This window comes from Bartonella machadoae, from assembly GCF_022559585.1.
Taxonomy (GTDB): Bacteria; Pseudomonadota; Alphaproteobacteria; order Rhizobiales; family Rhizobiaceae; genus Bartonella; species Bartonella machadoae.
In genome coordinates this window covers 1,050,793-1,073,279 of the sequence record NZ_CP087114.1, presented here as the reverse complement: position 1 = coordinate 1,073,279, position 22,487 = coordinate 1,050,793, and the positions used below count along the sequence as shown (strand labels likewise).

The window sequence follows — 22,487 nt, the reverse complement described above, 5'->3', positions numbered from 1 at the left end:
GAAGTTAACGCATCAATAAAATTTTTATTCTATTAATGGTATATTCTAACAATATTATACTCGAATGCTCTTCTATCATCCCTGTTTTTACTTTTCATTATAAGCCTGAAAGTGCTATAAACTAATATCACTCAAACAAAAAAGGACTTCTAATGGCAAAGATAAAAGTAGAAAATCCCGTTGTTGAAATCGATGGGGACGAAATGACCCGTATCATCTGGAAATATATTAAAGATAAATTGATCCACCCCTATCTCGATATTGAACTTAAATATTACGACCTTTCCGTTACAAATCGAGATGCAACCAATGATCAGGTAACTATCGATTCTGCCAACGCTATAAAAAAATATGGAGTTGGCATAAAATGTGCAACCATCACGCCGGATGAAGCACGTGTTAAAGAATTTAGCCTAAAAAAAATGTGGAAATCACCCAATGGCACAATTCGTAATATTTTAGGGGGTGTCATTTTTCGCGAACCTATTATCTGTAAAAATGTGCCACGTCTTGTCCCTAATTGGACAAAACCAATCATTATTGGGCGCCATGCGTTTGGGGATCAATATAAAGCCACAGATTTTACCTTTCCTAGTGAAGGCAAGCTAAGTATTAAATTTGTCGGAGTTGATAATCAAATCATCGAACACGATATTTTTGATGCGCCAAGCGCAGGAGTTGCCATGGCTATGTATAATCTTGATGAATCAATCCGTGACTTTGCCCGCGCATCTTTTAATTACGGACTTCAACGGAATGTTCCAGTCTATCTTTCAACAAAAAATACTATTTTGAAAGCTTACGATGGCCGTTTTAAAGATATTTTTCAAGAAATATTTGATGCAGAGTTTAAAGATGAATTTGAAAATCGTAAATTATATTACGAACACCGCCTTATTGATGATATGGTTGCTTCCGCACTTAAATGGTCGGGTGGCTATGTATGGGCATGTAAAAATTATGATGGTGATGTTCAATCTGATATTGTTGCCCAAGGCTTTGGTTCCCTCGGTCTTATGACCTCTGTTCTTATGACACCAGACGGCAAAATTGTTGAAGCAGAAGCGGCACATGGCACAGTAACACGCCATTACCGTCAACACCAAAGAGGTGAAGAAACATCAACAAATTCTATTGCATCTATTTTTGCATGGACACGTGGATTAGCGCACCGAGCTAAACTCGATAACAATGAGAAATTAAAAAACTTTGCCAAAATATTAGAAGAAGTTTGTATTAAAACCGTTGAAGAAGGTTTTATGACAAAAGATCTGGCACTTTTGATTGGACCCAAACAAAAATGGCTTTCTACAACAGGTTTTCTTGATAAAATTGATGAAAATCTTAAAAAAGCTGTGGGCAATTAATTGATAACTTTACTAAAATTTCAAAGCTCTACAAAAGGAGAGCTTTGAATCTTTTCTTGGCAAATTCAAATAACTACCTTATAAAGAGAAGAAGTCAACTCTTTACTAAATAGCAAAAACAGTGGAACAAAAAAGCTGGTCTGCACTTTTATTGGGTAAAAATGGTATTCGCTTTTTAACGTTTACAGGCGGTGTTATATTACATGCTACGAACGTTTATATTGTTATTACTATTTTACCCTCTCTTATGAGCGAAATGGGAGAGCTGTATTATTCTTGGGTGGCAACTGTTTTTATTACAGCGTCACTCCTTGGAACTTCACTTGCAACAAAAATATTAGAAAAAATAGGTCCTCGTAAAGCTTATTTAATCTCTGGTTTCATTTTTACTGTTGGTACCTTCATATGCAGTATGGCTTCAACTATGCCATTATTTTTACTAGGGCGTTTTATTCAAGGATTTGGAAGCGGTTCTTTACTATCCCTATCCTATTCTATGGTGCGTCTTGCCTTTAGTCCATCTCTATGGTCTCATGCGTTGAGTATTATCTCTGGGATGTGGGGAATATCAACCTTGCTAGGACCAGCTATTGGTGGCATTTCTGTATATTATGGCGCATGGAGAGCATCCTTTTGGATCATTGGCACATTAGCAATAATTTTCTCTCTCATAGCTCTTAAAGTTTTACCAAAAGAAAATAAAAGAAAGATTCCAACATCCCCTCTTCCTCTCTTACAACTTTTCATACTTATTTTGTTAATTTTTATTATTTCTGCTTGTGGTGCTATAAATACCAAAATTGTGCAAATCTGTGGATTAATTATCGGATTGATCCTTTTCCTTGTTCTAGCAAAAGTTGAAAAATCCACACTTCACCCCATGTTGCCGCATAAATCCTTTTCAGTCTCCTCTGAGTTTTTTCCTATTTATGTCTTGATACTCGTTATGACGACAGTGGTGTATAGCATGGAGCTTTACTTTCCACTTTTTCTTCAAGAGCTTCATGGACAAACCCCGCTTATTGCCGGTTATATAGCATCACTCACAAGCTTGGGTTGGACATGTGGTTCCTTATCAAGCGCTGGAGTATCCTCCCAAAAAGTTCGCAGCATCATCGTCTATTCACCAATATTAAGTCTTTTAGGTATAAGCAGTCTTTTATGGCTTATTCCAATGAAAGATTCTACATCTGAACATATTTTTATCATTTGCTTAGCATTATTTGCTATCGGGATTAGCGCAGGCATAGCTTGGCCGCATTTGTTAACACGGATCTTACAATCTGCAAACAATGAGGATGCTCTACGTGCTAGCGAATCACTTACCTCTGTACAGCTCTTTTCCGCTGCGTTAAGTGCAACACTTGCAGGAACAATCACAAATTTCGCTGGTCTCTTTAATCCGGGAGGAATAATAGGAATGATTTCAGCTGCTAAAACTCTTCTTGCCGTACTGATCAGTTTTTTATTTTGCCTTGGTATTCCATTTGCTCTACGCGTTTCCTATCGCATATTAAAAAATCCCATAGGACAATCAAAGCACTGAATTAAATGAAACAATATTTTCTCTCAAAAGCAAAAAATGTCAATCATACTTTTCCATATAGCATGAGAAGCAAAAAATCAGTAAACCCCATAAAGTTAAAATCCCCCCCGCAATAGCGGTATATTCATAACTATAGCCCAATCTCAAAACCCATGCTCCAGATTCTGCGCCAAGAGCGTTGGCAATATTAAAAGCAGACTGCATTAATGCTCCTGCCAAAATCTGCCCATGAAGAGTGATATCCATAATTTTTGTTTGTATAGAAGGCATAGCTGCAAAAGAAGTACCAACAAAAAAACATCCTAATGCAGCTGTTAATGGAGTATGGGATAAAAAGAAAAAAAGAAAAAAAACAAATGTACTCCAAAGCATCGAAAAAAATATTAATGGTGAAATGCCAATTTTCACTGCTAATTTAGGTCCTAAAAGATTCCCTATCACCATACCAAATCCAACTAGCGGCATAATAAATGGCACAAAATCAAGCGAAACACCAGAAATATGCATTAATGTTGACTTAATATAAGTGAAAACAGAAAATAATCCTGAAGCTCCAACAGAAACCATCATCAAGAGAAACCACACTTGCTTTTGCTTTAAGGCACCAAGTTCACGTAGAGGACTTGTTTTTGCAATCTTCAAACCCGAAGGTAAAAATTTCCAAACAAGCAAACAACATAATAAAGAAATAGCACCAACAAGGACAAAAGCAATCTGCCAACCAACAAGTTGACCAATCCAAGTTGCACTCGGCGCTCCCAAAACGGTCGCAATTGTTAAACCAAGCATAACATTCCCAACAGCTTTGGAACGTTCTTTCATTTCTACCATCGAAGCGGCAACCAAAGTTGCAAGACCGAAATAGATACCATGAGGAAAACCACTGATAAACCGCAACGCTACTAATACGCTAAAATCAGAACAAAAAGCACTGGCAATATTTGCCAGCGCATAAAAAAACATTAGTCCTATCAGCACAATTTTACGTGATAACTGAGCTGTCACAACAGCTAAAAGAGGCGCTCCAATCACAATACCCAATGCATAAGCAGAAATATATTGACCAGCGGTAGGAATATCAACAGATGAACTTCGTGCCATTTCTGGCTGTAACCCCATCGCAACAAATTCCGCAGTACCGATAGCAAAGCTCCCGACGGCAAGAGCGAAATTTGCCAAATAGCGTGTTCTCAAATCAATGCCTAAAGCAAGAATGTCTTTTCTATCAGAATCCCTCATCTTTTTCATTTCTATAGAGTGATACTTTAATCATAAATATCTGTAATATGGTAGAAATAAACGCAGAGTCTTCTTATATTGCTTTCTAAAAATTTCCAATAAAACCCAATAAAATATTAAAACATCTTCTACAATAAAAACGCTTTTCGTTTTCTTTTGTCGTGAGATATCAAAATATCCACTTTAACAAATAAAATTTGTTCTTTAGATGCATGAAATCGACAATATTCTATAGCTTAAATAAAACATCCGTTATGAAAATATCATGATCAGAAAAGATAAGCTTAGCACTGTATCAAATGTTTGCATTTTTAAACCTTCAATTCAAAAAAAACACCTTCATACCTACTGCTAAAGAAGACAGCCTTTGTTATAACTTGATTGTTTAAGGATAAAAAATAGAAATCACCCTATAAAAATGCAATTTTCATACTTCCTTAAGGATTTGCTAACCCCTCATTAACATTGTTGATCTAAACAACCATCAGGAACAAACTGTTTCTCTCCGGATCAGGTAGCGCGTACCGGAGTAACAGTTTCTGTTGATTATTACAGTCAAAAAAAGAACATATACCAACAAACGAGACGCTTATTTTAGATCAATTACAATTGTATATGTCTAAAAGACATTTCTGGCTTCATTTTTAGCAAAAGCTCTTAAGATAAAATGAATTAAGTAACATGAAAAAAGCAAATGTTGTTCATTACAATCAACGCTTTAACGTCCTTTCTTCCATAAAGCACGTGTTTCAGCGCAAAAGTCACTATAGCACCCTTCTTCAATAGCATCACGAATTCCTTGCATAAGCTGCTGATAATAAAAGAGATTGTTCCAAGTCAACAACATACCACCAAGAGACTCACCAGATTTGATCAAATGATGTAAATAAGCACAACTATAATCATATGCAGCGGGACAAAGAGACTGTGGATCAAGGGGATGGGGATCCTCTGCATAACGCGCATTTCGCAAATTAATTCTACCAAAACGCGTAAAAGCTAAACCATGGCGTCCCGCACGGGTCGGTAGAACACAATCAAACATGTCAATACCACGAGCAACACTGTGTAAAATATCATCAGGTGTTCCTACCCCCATGAGATAGCGTGGTTTATCCTCTGGTAAAATTGGACAAGTAACATCCAACACGGCTGTCATCACACTCTGTGGTTCGCCAACGGCAAGCCCCCCAATAGCATAACCTTTCAAATCCATCTCTTTCAACGCTTGTGCAGAACGTTCACGCAGTTTCATATTATCCCCCCCCTGAACAATACCAAACAATGCTTTTTCTGGTTGATTCCCAAAAACTGTTTTACAACGCTGTGCCCACCGCAATGAAAGTTCCATAGCAGCTTCTATTTCTTTTTCACGAGCAGGTAGTGCAATACATTGATCCAACTGCATCTGAATATCAGAATTAAGAAGCCCTTGGATTTCAATAGAACGCTCCGGACTCATTTCATAATATGCGCCATTAATGTAAGAACGAAAAATAACATTTTGTTCGGTAATTTTACGAATTCCCGCCAATGACATAACTTGAAATCCGCCAGAGTCGGTTAAAATGGGTCCAGACCAACGTGAAAATTCATGCAATCCTCCCAAACGAGCAACACGCTCTGCTCCAGGACGCAACATTAAATGATAAGTATTGCCCAAAATAATGTCTGCACCAAGAGCACGTATCTGATCCATATACATGGCTTTAACAGTTCCTGCCGTACCAACAGGCATAAATGCGGGTGTACGAACACTCCCACGACTCGTTATAATTTCACCACGACGCGCACATCCATCTTGAGCAATTTTTCTATAATGAAATGTCTTTATCATCACTCTTATCTTTTTGATTCTACAAATTCATATCGCCATAAAAAGAAAAGTTACACCTTTTCTTATGGCACCTTCATAAGTTTTATGGATTGACCTTCGATTCGCTCAATACTGTAATCAGTATAAAAGAATTGAATAGAGTAAATAAAATTTTGTTACCAAACAATCATCATAAGTAAAGCAATAATCTTATTTCCCCAAAACATCTGATAGACCAACAACATATCCTTTATATTTCTATACACCACTGTTCTAAAATCGTTGTTCAAACAACAACGATCTTACTTCGTATAACCAATATAATTTAAGCAAAAAATCGAAAGCTATAATAGCATAAGCAACAACAAAACATCTTGTTCTTACGTACAACGAACAACCATAACACTCAAACCTAGAACGACCCTTATTCAATGAAGTCAGAAGAGGTAAATGCAGAAGCATTCTCATCTGCTTTTAAAGGTTTCTCAAGACAAAGAATTATCCTAGCTCTTTGCCTCTTCAAACCCATTTATACAAAAATATAAAATTCAAAACACATACATAAAACGGAGAACAACTGTAAGAAGCTATAGATCCTATAGTTAAGAGAATGCAATCGGCCATTCATGTTTTAGTTATATAGCAATACAACTATTAAAATGGCAAACAAATGCAAAGATCACATCCGTATACCGAATAGCACTGATAAATAAGAAAACCTCATACAAATAAAACATAGAGAATCACACACATCTTTTAGTCTCCAAACCTCTAGATTCCAAGACATAACAACTGATCTCTACTACACTGAAGACAACAATCAGACCAGAATATCTTCACTCAACGTGCTTAAAATTAAAACACGTATAATTTATACTATTTTGCATCGGCAGCGATTGTCGCTTTAATGATTGTATCAGGTTCTATAACAGGTTCACCACGCTTAATTTTATCGATATTTTCCATACCTTCAATAACTTGTCCCCATATGGAATATTGACGATCAAGCCAAGGAGCATCTGCAAAACAAATAAAAAACTGTGAATTAGCAGAGTTTGGATTCTGGCTACGCGCCATCGAAACTGTACCACGCTTATGAGAAAGATTTGAAAACTCTGCTGTCAAATTAGGCTTCTTTGAGCCCCCCATACCGACACGTGATAAATTAAATTCGGTGCCATCCTTTTTTCCAAATTGCACATCTCCCGTTTGAGCCATAAAACCATCAATAACACGATGAAAAACAACATTATCATAAGCACCTTCACGCACAAGCTCTTTAATACGTGCAACGTGACTAGGCGCTAAATCAGCAAAAAGCCCAATAACAACTCTCCCCTTTGTTGTTTCAAGAATTAAGGTATTTTCTAAATCTTTAATCTCAGTCATACGGCTAAACTCCTTTGACTCATCTATCAGCTTGTAAAGTGGCAGCATTAATAACATCGGGATCTTTTACAGATCCATTATTACTTGTGGTGCCTTTTTTAATTGTATCAACAACGTCCATTCCCTTTATAACCTCTCCAACGACAGTATACTGACCGTTTAAAAAAGGAGCATCATCAAAACAAATAAAGAATTGAGAATTTGCGGAATTTTTATCTTGTGCTCGTGCCATCCCAACGGTACCACGCTTAAAGGGCTGCTTTGAAAATTCTGCTGGTATATTGGGATAATTGGAAGCACCACTCCCAACACGTTTAGCATCAAAATCTGCACTGCCTTTTTTTCCAAATTGAACATCACCAGTCTGTGCCATAAAACCTGGAATAACACGGTGAAAGACAACATTATTGTATGCACCTTCCTTTGTTAATCTCTTGATTTGCAAAACATGTTTTGGTGCCAAATCAGGACGAAGACGAATAAACACGTCACCCTTTTTAAGAGATAAAATGAGGACATTTGCATCATCGGTTATGTTAGAATCATCTGCACCAGCACTCAAGGAAAAAAAACAAAAAAGACACGTCAAAAGAGCAAAAATTCTAAGAGACATCATCATCTTCCTTTACAGATAAAAATTTTAAACGTAAAGCTTTCGCAACATTTGCAGGCACAAAGGACGCGACATCCCCCCCCATAGAAGCGACCTGACGAACCAATGTAGAGGTAATGACGCGTCCAGAAACGCTTGCCGGCAAAAAGACAGTTTGTAATTGAGGAGCCATGATAGCATTCATCCCCGCCATTTGCATTTCATAATCAAGGTCAGTACCATCACGTAATCCACGAATAAGAAATGAAGCACCAATCTCTTGAGCCTTATCAATCAAAAGAGAATCAAATGAAAGCACCTGCAACCGATCAGTCCCCACATTTAACAAATCTTTTCCTACTTCAGTAATTAAATCAACACGCTCTTCAAAAGTAAAAAGTGGTTTTTTTTTAGCCTGTACACCTATAGCGACAATAAGCTTATCAGCCAAAACCAGACTGCCCCGCAAAACATCAAGATGACCATTTGTAAGAGGGTCAAAAGAACCAGCATAAAGAGCAATTTTCATCGTTTCACTTCGCCCCCTTGAAAATTATTTCTCTGTGCTTTCATCAACCGTATCAGGATATTTTTCAGAGACATCATCTAATTGATGATCATCATCTTCAGATTCAGAAATACGTTCAACCGATACGACTTTTTCACCCTCAGCTGTATTAAAAATTGTGACCCCTTTTGTTGAACGACCTGCTATACGAATACCCTCCACAGGGACACGAATGAGTTGTCCACCGTCTGAGACCAACATAATTTGATCTTGTGCTTTCACTGGGAAAGCCGCTACCAATTTACCAATTCCAGCTGTCTTAGATGGATCTGTTGCACGAATTCCTTTTCCACCACGTCCAGAAATGCGAAATTCATAGGAGGAAGACCGTTTTCCATAACCAAATTCACTCACTGTTAAAAGCATCTGCTCACGCGCCTGAAGCTCTGCATAGCGCTCATCTGTTAACTCTGTTTCGCTTCCCTCATCTTCTTCCTCAAGAGTTACAATATCTTCAGCATCGGCACCAGCAGCACGCCGTTCATTCATCACACGTTTGATATAAGCGGAACGTTCAACCGAAGTCGCCTCAACATGCTCTAAGAGTGTCATCGAAATAACCTTATCACCGTCTGCCAAATTAATGCCACGGACCCCCACCGAATTACGCCCGACAAAAACACGAACATCAACAACTGGAAAACGAATACATTGTCCATTAGCCGTTGTTAAAACAACATCATCATGTTCTGTACAAGTTTCAACAGAAAGAATTTCATCTCCCTCTTCATCAAGTTTCATGGCAATTTTGCCATTACGATTCACCTGAACAAAATCTGATAATTTATTACGACGTACAGTTCCACGCGTTGTTGCAAACATAATGTCCAATGTACCCCAATGCGCTTCATCTTCTGGTAAAGGCATAATAGTTGTTATGCGTTCACCTTGCTGTAAAGGAAGTAAATTAATCAGAGCTCGCCCGCGTGATTGGGGCGTACCAAGTGGTAAACGCCAAACTTTTTCCTTGTAAACAATTCCACGTGATGAAAAGAAAAGAACCGGAGTATGGGTATTAGCCACAAACAGTCGCGTTACAAAATCCTCATCCTTGGTAGACATACCAGAACGCCCCTTACCCCCGCGACGCTGCGCTCGGTATGTATTGAGAGGCACACGCTTAATATAGCCACTATGACTAACCGTCACCACCATATCTTCTGGAGCAATCAGATCTTCGCTATCCATCTCAGCACTACCAAAACCAAAGACAGTGCGTCGCGGTGTTGCAAACTCCTCACGAAGGGCACTCAGCTCATCCTTCACAATCCCCATAATACGTGATCGAGACGCAAGAATATCAAGATAATCGGTAATATCCACGCCAATTTTATTCAATTCATCGGCAATTTCATCACGCCCAAGTGCCGTTAACCTTTGCAGACGCAATTCCAAAATAGCACGCGCCTGTTCTTCAGATAAATTATAAGTCCCATCATCATGGATAATATGACGAGGATCATCAATCAGTTTAATTAAAGGGGCGACATCAAAAGCTGGCCAGCACCGCTCCATTAATTGTGTACGCGCTGTTTGTGGATCAGGAGCCTTGCGAATGAGTGCTATAATTTCATCGATATTAGCAACAGCAAGTGCAAGACCGACCAAAACATGGGCACGTTCACGCGCTTTACGCAAAAGATATTTCGTTCGCCGACTAACAACGTCTTCTCGGAAAGAAACAAAGGCACGAAGCATATCAAGCAACGCCATCTGTTCCGGTTTTCCCCCATTTAACGCAACCATATTGCAACCAAAAGAAGTTTGCAGGGGCGTATAACGATATAATTGATTTAAAACGATCTCGGCAACAACATCCTTCTTGAGTTCAATAACAACGCGGTAGCCATCACGATCAGACTCATCACGCAAATCAGAAATTCCTTCGATACGTTTATCACGCACCAATTCGGCCATTTTTTCAATCATTGTTGCTTTATTAACCTGATAAGGTATTTCACTGACAATAATTGCTTGTCGACCATTGCGAATTTCTTCAATATCAACCTTAGCACGCATAATCACTGAACCACGTCCAGTTTCATAGGCGGAACGAATACCAGAATGGCCCAAAATAATCCCCCCCGTAGGAAAATCAGGACCGGGGATAATTTTAATGATTTCATCAAGCGTTATGTTAGGATTATCAATCAAGGCGATACAACCATCAACAACCTCACCAAGATTATGAGGAGGAATATTGGTTGCCATTCCTACAGCAATACCGCCTGATCCGTTAACCAAAAGATTAGGGAAACGTGCCGGTAGGACAACAGGTTCACGCTCACGTCCATCATAATTATCCTGAAAATCAACGGTATCTTTATCAATATCCGCTAAAAGTTCTTCCGAAACTTTTTCCAAACGACATTCTGTATAGCGCATTGCCGCAGGCGGATCACCATCAACAGAACCAAAATTCCCCTGTCCATCAATCAACGGGTTTCGCAAAGAAAAGTCCTGTGCCATACGCACCAACGCATCATAAATCGAAGCATCCCCATGAGGATGGAATTTCCCCATAACCTCACCAACGACACCAGCAGATTTACGATAAGGTTTGTTGAAAGAAAGCCCCATCTCATTCATGGCGTGAAGAATACGCCGATGAACCGGCTTCAGTCCATCACGGACATCAGGAAGTGCACGGGAAACAATTACGCTCATTGCATAATCGAGATAAGAGCGTTGCATTTCATCAATAATACTGATTGGTTTAATACCGGTCAGCACATCACGTTCTTGTAGTGGAGTAAGATCGGTCACAGCTTCAAGACTTTCAAATAAAGAATCACTTTACTCTTTATAGCGAAAAAAATGCCAAAATGCTAATTTCTCATCCGCAACGAAGGCAAAAGTTTAACAATAATTTTCAACATGTTATTTACGTATATTAAAAATCATGGATAAAATAAACGAGGACTCTTTTCCTAAACTTTAAAAAACTGAAACAAACAACGAAGAAAAACACTGTTCGCAATCTCAAAAAGGAACGTCATCATCTAATTTATGTGAAAAGTCTTCTCTTGCTTGATGATTGTTTTGACCAAAATCATCTCTGTGACCAGAATAACTGTCACCAAAACCACCACCGCCATAACTTCCGCTTGACTGATTTGCCCCTTGCATTTGCTCTCCACCAGCACCACCCCGTCCATCAAGCATTTGCAATTCACCACGGTATTTTTGCAAAACAACCTCTGTTGTATAACGATCATTCCCATTTTGATCTTGCCACTTGCGTGTTTGCAGCTGACCTTCAATATAGATTTTGCTTCCTTTTTTTAAATATTGTTCCACAACTCTGATAAGGTTTTCGTTAAAAATAACGATACTATGCCACTCTGTGCGCTCTTTACGTTCATTTGTATTACGATCGCGCCAGCTTTCTGAAGTAGCAATACGCAAATTTGCCACTTGATCACCAGAATTCAAGCGGCGAATTTCAGGATCAGCACCAAGATTACCAATTAAAATCACTTTATTAAGGCTACCAGCCATCGCATAAACTCCAAAATCTTAATTCGCAAAACAATTTTTGTTGTACAGCAGTTATTACCACCTAGACCTTCTCATTTGCACCTCTGCAATTGACCTTCAATGTAGACTTTGCTATTTCATTTAGGAGGTCACTTCGTGTGATTATAACAAAAGATGATAATCGCGCATAGTTTATTCTAGCATTTAGAGAAAAAAGCTGCTCTTTGTGTTTTTCTTTTCATAGGACGTGCCTTCTTTATCCCTGTTAAAGCAATTAAATATATTGTAATTTCATAAGGCGGTTATACCCTATTTTAGATGCGCAGTTTTGTATATGCCAAGGATAAAATATGACTCAACAAAAATACATATCCATTCGCGGTGCGCGTGAACATAATCTTAAAAATATTGATCTTGATCTTCCACGGGACCAACTGATTGTTATCACGGGCCTTTCTGGATCAGGCAAATCCTCTTTAGCTTTTGATACAATTTATGCCGAAGGCCAACGCCGCTATGTTGAAAGCCTTTCCGCTTACGCACGTCAATTTTTGGAAGTCATGCAAAAACCCGATGTCGATCGCATAGATGGTCTTTCTCCAGCAATATCCATTGAACAAAAAACAACCAGCCGTAATCCTCGTTCAACGGTAGGAACCGTCACTGAAATTTATGATTACATGCGCCTTCTCTTTGCACGTATTGGCACCCCTCACTCCCCTGCTACGGGACTTCCTATTGAAAGCCAAACGGTAAGCCAAATGGTTGATCAAATTATGTCTTTACCAGAAGGGACGCGAATTTTTATTATGGCACCTCTCGTACGAGGGCGAAAAGGAGAATATAAAAAAGAACTGACAGAGCTTTTAAAAAAAGGATTTCAACGCGCTAAAGTTGATGGTCAATTTTATGAAATTCCTGATATTCCCTCTCTTGATAAAAAATATAAACATGACATAGATGTCGTCGTAGACCGCATTGTTGTGTACGCTGACATGACCTCTCGCCTAGCTGACAGTATAGAAACCTGTTTACGGCTCGCCAATGGAATCGCAGTTGCTGAAATGGCTGACCATCCCTTAGCAGAAAACGAAACCACAAAAAAATCTGCTCATAAATCGAAAAATGAAACACACAAACGGCTTGTTTTTTCAGAAAAATTTTCCTGTCCCATCTCTGGATTTTCTATCCCTGAAATTGAGCCCCGTCTTTTTTCATTTAATAATCCTTTTGGCGCTTGTCCTCTTTGCGACGGGCTTGGCATCAAAAAAGCTGTAGACCCAGCAAAAATCATACCAAATAAAAATCTCACTTTAAAAAATGGTGCAATAGCGCCTTGGTCTAAGCTATCTTCACCATACTATAGCCAAACCTTAGAAGCATTGGGTAAAGTTTACGGATTTAAACTTACAGATCAATGGTGTGTCCTCTCGAATGAAGCACAACAGGCTATTCTCTATGGTACAAAAAGCAAAGAAATCACCTTTATTTATAAAAATGATTCAAGCGCCTATAAAAGGATTCACTCCTTTGAAGGAATCATCCCTAATATGGAGAGGCGATGGAAGGATACCGATTCTACATGGTCCCGTGAAGAAATCGAACATTATATGTCTTCTTCACCTTGTCCAGCATGCCATGGCTATCGTCTAAAACCAGAAGCATTAGCCGTTAAAATCCATGGGATGCATATTGGGCAAATATCAGAACTTTCCATCTCAAAAGCAGATGATTGGTTTGCCAATATTCATCAATATCTCACGGAAAAACAACGCAACATCGCAGTACGTATTTTAAAAGAAATTCGTGAACGCTTAGCTTTTTTAAACCATGTGGGACTCGAATATCTTACCTTATCACGAAACTCAGGCACCCTTTCAGGGGGAGAAAGTCAACGTATTCGGTTAGCATCTCAAATTGGTTCTGGTCTTACAGGCGTCCTTTATATTTTAGATGAACCATCTATTGGCTTACACCAACGCGATAATGAACGCCTTTTGAAAATGCTGCATCATCTGCGTGATCTTGGCAACACAGTTATCGTTGTTGAGCATGATGAAGATGCCATTCTTACAGCAGACTATGTGGTTGATATGGGTCCTGCTGCAGGCGTTCATGGAGGCGAAATCATAGCGCAAGGTACACCGCAGGAAATTATAGAAAATGCATCTTCTCTCACGGGACAATATCTTTCGGGAAAAATGGCTGTTCCACTCCCTGCTCAACGACGCAAAATATCAAAGTCGAAAAAGCTTAAAGTTATTGGAGCCCGAGGAAATAACCTCAAAAACATCAATGCGGATATTCCTCTTGGAACCTTCACATGCATAACGGGTGTTTCGGGCGGAGGAAAATCAACATTTCTCATTGAAACTCTTTTTAAAGCTGCATCACACCATATCATGGGAAGTTATCATAGCCCCGCAAGCTATGACAAAATTGAAGGATTAGAGTTTCTTGACAAGGTCATTGATATCAACCAAGCACCTATTGGACGTACTCCACGCTCTAATCCAGCAACCTATACAGGTGCATTTACTCCGATCCGTGAATGGTTTGCTGAGCTTCCAGAATCAAAAGCCCGCGGTTATCAAGCAGGACGTTTTTCATTTAATGTTAAGGGAGGACGCTGCGAAGCGTGTCAAGGTGATGGAGTTATCAAAATTGAAATGCACTTTCTCCCTGATGTTTATGTTACTTGCGATGTCTGCCAAGGGAAACGCTATAACAGAGAAACACTTGAAGTAAAGTTTAAAGGACAATCTATCGCTGATATTTTAGATATGACAATCGAAAAAGCGGAAGAATTTTTCCAAGCTGTTCCTACCATTCACAACAAAATAAAGACTCTCAGTAAAGTTGGTCTTGGCTATATCAAATTAGGACAACAAGCCACAACACTTTCTGGTGGTGAAGCCCAACGTGTAAAACTTGCTAAAGAGCTTTCACGCAAAACAACGGGACGTACACTCTATATTTTGGATGAACCAACAACGGGTTTACATTTCCATGATATTTCGAAACTCCTCGAAGTTCTGCACGAACTTGTCGAGCAAGGCAACACTGTTGTCGTCATTGAACATAATCTTGAAGTTATTAAGACAGCCGACTGGATTATTGATTTAGGTCCAGAAGGTGGGGACCGTGGTGGTGAAATCGTTGCGGTTGGACGTCCTGAAGATATTATTCAAATCCCCTCTTCCTATACGGGAAAATTTTTAAAAGAAGTTTTGCTGCGCCGACCTTTATAGAATCCCTTCTACAACAGCTCTTTTTATAAAACGCGCAGCACAGTAAAAAAAGAACAAAACATCTCTTAACCATTGCTATATCATTGCTATCATTTTTATGCTTTATAGACTTTTTTCAAAAAACGATATCATTTCATTCCAAACTATAAAAAACTTTTGCCAAAAACCGTAAAATGAAATAGTTTTTGACTTTTTGTGCACAAAGTATCTGTTGGACATCTTATAGTTGCCAATATAATGTGATGCGGTCTAAAAAGACAAAATAACGTTGGAGATGATTTCAGCATGAAAAAGATTGAAGCCATTATCAAACCTTTCAAACTTGATGAAGTGAAAGAAGCGCTTCAAAAAATTGGACTACATGGTATTACAGTAACAGAAGCCAAAGGTTTTGGCCGTCAAAAAGAACATACAGAACTTTATCGCGGCGCTCAATATGTTGTTGATTTTCTACCTAAAGTAAAAATTGAAATTGTTGTTGCCGATGAAAAGTTAGAACAAACCGTTGACACTATACGTAAAGCAGCTCAAACAAAACATATAGGAGATGGAAAAATTTTTGTTTTTTCCATTGATGATGCCATTCGTATCGGGACTGACGAATCTGGAATCGATGCCCTTTAAGAAATAATAACAAATGCACCTTTTTTACTCCCTCAATCCCACATAAGGAAATTGAAATATGACAACCGCATCAGACATTATCAAACAGATTGCAGATAACGAAATCCGTTTTGTTGATCTACGTTTCACCGATCCGCGAGGAAAGTTGCATCACATCACAATGGATATCGCAGAAATCAATGAAGATACATTTAGCGATGGTGTTATGTTTGATGGTTCTTCCATTTCCGGATGGAAAACAATTAATGAATCTGACATGGTCTTAATGCCAGATCCAGAAACAGCACATATTGATCCCTTTTTTGCACAATCCACTTTAGTCCTCTTTTGTGACGTGCTTGATCCTGTTTCTGGAGAATTTTATCGCAGAGATCCTCGTTCTATCGCCAAAAGAGCTGAAGTCTATATGAAATCTTTAGGAATCGGTGATACAATTAATATCGGTCCAGAAGCGGAATTTTTTATCTTTGATGATGTACGCTATAAAACAGATCCTTATAATACGGGGTTTAAACTTGATTCCAGTGAACTTCCATCCAATGATGATACAGAATATGAAACGGGCAATCTTGGTCATCGCCCAAGAATGAAAGGCGGTTATCTTCCTGTTCCCCCACTCGATTCTTGCCAAGATATACGCTCTGAAATGCTCACAGCACTCAAAGATATGGGAGTCCGCGTAGAAAAGCATCATCACGAAGTGGCAGCAGGACAACATGAATTGGGTATTCGCTTTGACACGCTCGTTCGTGAAGCTGACAAGATGCAGATTTTTAAATATGTTGTCCATCAAATAGCAAATAGCTATGGAAAAACAGCAACTTTCATGCCAAAACCGGTTTTTGGTGATAATGGTTCAGGCATGCATGTTCACATGTCTATTTGGAAAGATGGCAAACCAATTTTTGCGGGCAATGAATATGCTGGACTATCAGAAACTTGCTTATTTTTTATAGGTGGCGTCATTAAGCATGCCAAAGCAATTAATGCTTTTACCAATCCATCGACAAACTCCTATAAGCGTTTAGTTCCGGGTTATGAAGCGCCTGTCCTTCTTGCTTATTCCGCACGCAATCGTTCCGCATCTTGTCGAATTCCAATGAGTTCTTCGCCAAATTCAAAACGCGTAGAAGTGCGTTTTCCAGATCCAACAGCAAATCCCTATTTAGCATTTGCAGCACTCTTAATGGCTGGTCTTGATGGAATCAAAAATAAAATTCACCCTGGACAGGCTATGGATAAAGATCTTTACGACCTTCCCTTAAAAGAGCTTAAAGAAATTCCTACAGTTTCAGGAAGTCTGCGCGAAGCACTTGAAGCACTTGATAAAGATCGTAGCTTTTTGAAAGCGGGTGATGTCTTTGACGATGATCAAATTAATTCTTTCATTCAAATAAAAATGCAAGAAGTTTTACGTTATGAAACAACGCCTCATCCTGTCGAATTTGATATGTATTATTCTGTTTAAAGAATAATCGATTATCCTTTTGATTTAAAATGGAGGTTTCATCTTCCATTTTTGTGGATATTCTCCTCGTCAAAGAGCACAACGAGCTTTTTGCTTATGTGCTTTTGTTGTATAAGTCTAACTGAATTCATCCAAATCAATGAATAAGGTTTCTAATGCTGCGAATCTGTTCTCTATTTCCCATTTTTTTATGCATTGCCTTTATGATATCAACAACTCAAGCCTCTACAATTACCAATCAAAGACTTATAGACCTGGAAAAAGCAGCATCTGCTTACAGCAAAGCAATTCAAAATGCTGATGCAAATGCCATCTTAAGCGCTATTCCTCCCCAAATTATCAATGATTTAACGGCTAAGAAAAATTTTAGTAAATCACAATTCCAACAGATCATGAAAAGCCAAATAGAGCGATTAGCGAAAAATTATAAAATTGAGAGTATTCACATTGACCAAAAACGAAAGCGTGAAGGCAAACTTGATAACGGTATTCCGTATTTTGTTATACCTGTAGAGTTTATTACCACAACAAATTCTGGAAAAAAGTGCTCTATTCAAACGGAAGTTATTGCACTTCTTGATAACAACAATTGGTATTTTATTCGTGGAAATGATGAAGCAATCTTAAACATCACCAGTGAATCACTTCCTGGATTGGAAAAAATAAAAGTTAATCCGCAAAAAATCACAAAATACACTGAGTAAGAAAAATAGCGTGCATAAATAAAAGAAACTTTTTCTTACAAACAAGTTGTCATGACTTTCACAGCAGCATCAAATTCAGCTTTCTTGCCAGTACGGCGTACCATTGCTTCTTCATCAACGCCCCATTGTTCTATCATCCAATCTTCATCTAAATGAGCAATATTCCAAGCATGATCTGCATCAATTTTTTTTTCCACAACTGCAAAAGCAATAAGAGCTGATCCTGTTAAAGTTGTCACCATATGAAGTGCTGCAAGCATATAAGGAGAAGCAAATTTACGAAGGTAATTGCTAACCGCTTGAATAGCTTCTCGTGATTGTTCAACATGCATAATCCCTTCTGTCAAATGAAACCGAGCACCAAGTTTTTCTTCTGCCCAATCCAATAAAGGATCCCACTGTTCACATTGCCGCTGTGCTAGCTCTTTTGGTGTTTGTGCACGATAAAAGATCATATCGCAGGCAACAAAACGTAATAAATCTTCAAAAACAACCTGCATATCACCAGCTATGCCATCAATAACAGTATTAACAAGACGTGTGATTGGCATTTTTGCTGGATTAATAACTTGTCTTTGGTTCTCAAATTCCTCTGCCACTAATAGAGCAAAAGCTTCTGTTGGTACGAGAAAAGGACACTTTGCCGGTGTTTTCACTGGACTTCCATCCAACAAGATAGCAAAGCCTCCTTCTTCACATGAAGTTTTTACTTGCCTATAAAATCGTTTTGCAAGTGGTGAGCATGAAATTTTTTGACTCTTCTGAACAGAATGATTTTTATTCAATGGCATATCAAAATGGTTCAAAATTTCACGCATATTGTTTACCTCTGATCTTTTTAATAGCTTTACTGTTCTTTCTAGGTTTATATATCACAATGAGGTTTAATTAAACCTGCCTACCCCAAAGAGAAAAAATCTTACCAGCATCACTCTAATTTATATTTCATATCTATTTTACAAACAAAGCAAGAGTGAATGCTCTTTTATATTCGGCAACAACAGTTAGAACCCTTTTTAAAAGTATTTGTCTTGATTGAAAACTTGAATGTGTTGAACATGATGGCGAAGAGGTTCGTTAGCTTGCAATGATCCATCTACAAATGGTGCTATATACACCCATTAACAACTCTAAAAACATTTCTAACAGAATTGTTAAAGAAGAAAAAAACGCATTATCAAAAAAAACCTAGAGCAGTGCAATTTACTTACCGCCTCACCTTGCTTAAACAATGGTAAAGGTATTCCACACATTCGTCTCATATCATCAATCGCCCTTTGCATAAAAATTTCCCCGCCTGATATCACCACCCTAAACAACAATGTTTTACGACATAATAGAATAATTCTTTAATGGCGGGAAGCTTACCCACAATTCTATTGATAACAACTATACTTTACGAAATCACCTGAATTTTTCATAAATCAAAAAGAACAAACCGTAAAAATTTTTCTCTTATTCTGTTTCTGTATCTCCATCACTTTCATTAAAAGCCAAAAGATTAAAGCTTTGCACCATATGAGGAGGTAAAGGCGCGATAACATCCAATAGCCCTCCTGAAGGATGAGGGATACGAATACGGCGCGCATGAAGATGCAGGCGATTTTGAATTCCCCCCGGTAGCGTCCAATTACTATCAGAAAAAAAATATTTTGAATCACCAATGATCGGGTGATCTATATGAGCAGCGTGCACACGTAACTGATGTGTTCTTCCCGTATAGGGTTCCATTTCAAGCCACGAAAGAGCCCGCCCCCTCGTATCTAAAACGCGGTAGTAAGAAACTGCGTGGTCAGCATCAGGCTCCCCATGTTCACAAACACGCATTTTATCACCTTGTGTTGTGATATCTTTAACCATCCATGTTGAAATTTTATCCTGTTTTTTTTTCGGCACTCCCCGAACCAATGCCCAGTAAGTCTTTTTTGTTTCTCGTGTTCTAAAAGCAGCTGTTAAAGCCTGTGCAGCCCCTCTTGATCGAGCAACAACAAGCACACCAGATGTTTCACGATCAAGCCGATGAACCAAACGCGGTTTTTCACCTTTTTTATTGCGCCATACCTCAAGCATATTGTCAACATGGCGTGTCAAGCCAGAACCACCTTGTACAGCTAGCCCAGCCGGTTTATTAAAAACAAAAACTTTTGGATCCTCATAGAGCAGCATTTTTTTCAAAATAATTTCATCATTCTCTTCACGAAGTGTTTTATTCGTTACAGAAAAACTCTTCTTGTCATCAATAGGGAGAGGCGGTACACGAACAGATTGCCTCATCACAAGACGCGTATCGGCTTTTACACGTCCACCATCAACTCGTACTTGACCAGAACGCAGCAATTTTTGTAAATATCCAAATCCAAGGCCTGGATAATGCACTTTAAACCAGCGATCTACGCGCATTCCGTTTTCATCTATTTCAACCTTTTTTATTTCTACGCCTGCCATAAAAGCTTCCTCACCGATATAATTTTATTGATTATTTTTCGCTTATCTCTTTAAAAAATACAAAGTCTCCATCCTATAGAATTGGCTTTATCACATCATATTACAATCCGTATTTAAAATTGCATTTTCTTACTGTTTAAATTTTATTAGCTCAAAATTTAGCAATTACAAGAATCGATAACGAGTGCGTGGAGATAATTACCTGTGTCCTTATTTAAAACATATGCACGTGTTCTTAATTATCTAAACAGAGAAAAAAAGACTTCTGTTTTAATCTGTACCGCTAATGTTATATTGGCTATTATTACTATTGCAGAGCCCATTTTATTTGGACGTGTCATTGACTCTATTGCAGAAAAATTAGCCGTTATCCCTACTCTTACAATTTGGGTATGTTTTGGTCTTTCTCATATTATTGCTTATGTTCTTATTGCACGCAGTGCTGATCGTTTAGCACATAGACGCCGTTTAGCTATTTTAACTGAATCTTTTGAGCGTATCATCGCCATGCCTTTAATTTGGCATCAACAGCGTGGAACTTCTAACACCCTTCATATACTTTTACGCGCCGTAGACTCCATGTCAACCATATGGCTTGATTTTATGCGTCAACATCTTTCAACTTTTGTCGCATTCTTCGTTCTCATTCCCATAGCTTTTAATATGAATTGGCGCCTCTCAACAGTTCTCGTTGTACTTGCCATTATCTATATATTAATTGCACGTTTAGTGACGCACAAAACAAAAAACGGACAAACTGCTGTAGAAAGCTATCATCACAATGTTTTTCAACATATTAGTGATTCAATCTCCAACGTTTCCATTGTACAAAGCTATCATCGGATCAAAGAAGAAAGCTTAGTACTGAATCAGCATACAAATGATCTTCTTAAAGCACAAAACCCTGTTCTCAATTGGTGGGCTGTTGCCAGTGGTTTAAACCGAATGACTTCAACAATTTCAATAGTTTGTATCCTTCTTCTTGGCGCTTTTTTTGTAGCAAAAAACCAATTACGTGTAGGAGAAATTGTTGCCTTTGTTGGATTTGCACAACTCATGATTAGCCGCCTGGATCAAATAAGCGATTTTATTCATTTAATCGTATCCTCACAAGCGAAACTACAAGAATTCTTTGTCATGGAGGACTCAACCTTTCATATCAACGAACCTGAAAACTTACCTTCCCTCCAAAATGTTAAAGGTGCAATACAATTCCATCATGTTACTTACAAATTTCCTAATTCTTCTCAAGGTGTCTTTAACATTTCCTTTGAAGTAAAAACAGGTCAAACTGTTGCAATTGTAGGACCAACGGGCGCTGGAAAAACAACATTAATCAATTTGTTACAGCGTGTATACGACCCCACATTTGGACATATCACCATTGACGGCATCAATATACGCTCCGTTAACCGTGAATCCTTACGCAAATCTCTAGCAACAGTGTTTCAAGACGCAAGCCTTTTCAACCGCAGTATTTATGACAATATCTCAATAGGAAGAGCAACCGCAACAGATGAGGAACTTTATGAAGCAGCAAAAATAGCAGCTGCCCATGATTTTATTTTGAAAAAAACCGATCGTTACGACACAATGGTTGGTGAGCGAGGTTCTCAATTATCGGGTGGAGAAAAACAACGATTAGCAATTGCACGCGCTGTTTTAAAAAATGCCCCCATTCTTATTTTAGATGAAGCAACAAGTGCTCTTGATATTGAAACAGAAGCATATGTAAAAGAAGCTCTTGATTGCATAAGCCAGAACCGGACCACTTTTATTATAGCACATCGCCTTTCAACAATACGCGATGCTGACATTGTGCTATTTTTAGAACAAGGTCACTTAATTGAAAAAGGAAGCTTTCAAGAATTAATCGATAAAGGTGGTCGCTTCTATAAACTCTTAAAAACTGGGGGCTTAGCATTTGATCAATCAATCATAGAAGATGACAAGAATATAGCCTCCTTACATAAAGCAATAGCTTCATAGAGAAAACTC

16 protein-coding genes are annotated in these 22,487 nt (G+C 38.4%); 7 read left to right on the top strand and 9 right to left on the bottom strand.

Features of this window, described 5'->3' with window-relative positions; translation table 11 throughout:
- The first annotated feature begins 152 nt into the window (after window positions 1–152).
- On the top strand, window positions 153–1,367 hold the full coding sequence (locus LNM86_RS05050; RefSeq protein WP_241438688.1) for an NADP-dependent isocitrate dehydrogenase: 1,215 nt from the start codon (window positions 153–155) through the stop codon (window positions 1,365–1,367).
- A gap of 121 nt (window positions 1,368–1,488) precedes the next feature.
- Window positions 1,489–2,913 (top strand): MFS transporter, encoded by a 1,425-nt coding sequence (locus LNM86_RS05045; RefSeq protein ID WP_241438687.1) that lies wholly within the window; start codon window positions 1,489–1,491, stop codon window positions 2,911–2,913.
- 39 nt (window positions 2,914–2,952) lie between these two features.
- Here LNM86_RS05045 and LNM86_RS05040 read toward each other — a convergent pair whose 3' ends face one another.
- The 7 genes from LNM86_RS05040 to ssb all read right to left on the bottom strand — a co-directional run bounded on the left by LNM86_RS05040 (window position 2,953) and on the right by ssb (window position 12,018).
- Complete coding sequence (locus LNM86_RS05040; RefSeq protein WP_241438686.1) at window positions 2,953–4,161, bottom strand: MFS transporter; 1,209 nt, start codon at window positions 4,159–4,161, stop codon at window positions 2,953–2,955.
- 709 nt (window positions 4,162–4,870) lie between these two features.
- Window positions 4,871–5,989, bottom strand: coding sequence for a tRNA guanosine(34) transglycosylase Tgt (gene tgt / locus LNM86_RS05035; protein WP_241438685.1), 1,119 nt, complete (start codon window positions 5,987–5,989; stop codon window positions 4,871–4,873).
- An 855-nt stretch (window positions 5,990–6,844) separates the two neighbouring features.
- Window positions 6,845–7,357: a peptidylprolyl isomerase gene (locus LNM86_RS05030; protein WP_241438684.1), complete on the bottom strand. Its 513-nt coding sequence runs from the start codon at window positions 7,355–7,357 to the stop codon at window positions 6,845–6,847.
- A gap of 19 nt (window positions 7,358–7,376) precedes the next feature.
- Window positions 7,377–7,970 (bottom strand): peptidylprolyl isomerase, encoded by a 594-nt coding sequence (locus LNM86_RS05025; RefSeq protein WP_241438924.1) that lies wholly within the window; start codon window positions 7,968–7,970, stop codon window positions 7,377–7,379.
- Window positions 7,960–8,478 carry a pantetheine-phosphate adenylyltransferase gene (gene coaD, locus LNM86_RS05020; RefSeq protein WP_241438683.1) on the bottom strand — a complete coding sequence of 173 codons (519 nt, stop codon included), beginning with the start codon at window positions 8,476–8,478 and terminating at the stop codon, window positions 7,960–7,962. The genes LNM86_RS05025 and coaD overlap by 11 nt, the downstream gene beginning before the upstream one ends.
- 24 nt (window positions 8,479–8,502) lie before the next feature.
- Window positions 8,503–11,283 (bottom strand): DNA gyrase subunit A, encoded by a 2,781-nt coding sequence (gyrA, locus tag LNM86_RS05015; protein WP_241438682.1) that lies wholly within the window; start codon window positions 11,281–11,283, stop codon window positions 8,503–8,505.
- A gap of 216 nt (window positions 11,284–11,499) precedes the next feature.
- Window positions 11,500–12,018 carry a single-stranded DNA-binding protein gene (gene ssb / locus LNM86_RS05010; RefSeq protein WP_241438681.1) on the bottom strand — a complete coding sequence of 173 codons (519 nt, stop codon included), beginning with the start codon at window positions 12,016–12,018 and terminating at the stop codon, window positions 11,500–11,502.
- A 329-nt stretch (window positions 12,019–12,347) separates the two neighbouring features.
- Here ssb and uvrA point away from each other — a divergent pair, with 329 nt between their 5' ends.
- The 4 genes from uvrA (at window position 12,348) to LNM86_RS04990 (ending at window position 18,044) form a co-directional block, all read left to right on the top strand.
- Entirely contained in the window at window positions 12,348–15,248 is a 2,901-nt protein-coding gene (uvrA, locus tag LNM86_RS05005) for an excinuclease ABC subunit UvrA (protein ID WP_241438680.1), read from the top strand.
- Between the two features lie 285 nt (window positions 15,249–15,533).
- Entirely contained in the window at window positions 15,534–15,872 is a 339-nt protein-coding gene (locus tag LNM86_RS05000; RefSeq protein ID WP_241438679.1) for a P-II family nitrogen regulator, read from the top strand.
- A 58-nt stretch (window positions 15,873–15,930) separates the two neighbouring features.
- The gene (gene glnA, locus LNM86_RS04995; protein WP_241438678.1) at window positions 15,931–17,340 is read left to right on the top strand and encodes a type I glutamate--ammonia ligase; all 1,410 of its coding nucleotides are present in this window, start codon (window positions 15,931–15,933) and stop codon (window positions 17,338–17,340) included.
- Window positions 17,341–17,495: 155 nt separating this feature from the next.
- Complete coding sequence (locus LNM86_RS04990) at window positions 17,496–18,044, top strand: hypothetical protein (RefSeq protein WP_241438677.1); 549 nt, start codon at window positions 17,496–17,498, stop codon at window positions 18,042–18,044.
- 35 nt (window positions 18,045–18,079) lie between these two features.
- Here the strand turns inward: LNM86_RS04990 and LNM86_RS04985 are convergent, their stop codons facing one another.
- Entirely contained in the window at window positions 18,080–18,862 is a 783-nt protein-coding gene (locus LNM86_RS04985; protein WP_241438676.1) for an ATP12 family chaperone protein, read from the bottom strand.
- Window positions 18,863–19,499: 637 nt separating this feature from the next.
- Window positions 19,500–20,489 (bottom strand): RluA family pseudouridine synthase, encoded by a 990-nt coding sequence (locus tag LNM86_RS04980; protein ID WP_241438675.1) that lies wholly within the window; start codon window positions 20,487–20,489, stop codon window positions 19,500–19,502.
- A 204-nt stretch (window positions 20,490–20,693) separates the two neighbouring features.
- Here LNM86_RS04980 and LNM86_RS04975 point away from each other — a divergent pair, with 204 nt between their 5' ends.
- On the top strand, window positions 20,694–22,478 hold the full coding sequence (locus LNM86_RS04975) for a glucan ABC transporter ATP-binding protein/ permease (protein WP_241438674.1): 1,785 nt from the start codon (window positions 20,694–20,696) through the stop codon (window positions 22,476–22,478).
- The last annotated feature ends 9 nt before the right edge of the window (window positions 22,479–22,487 follow it).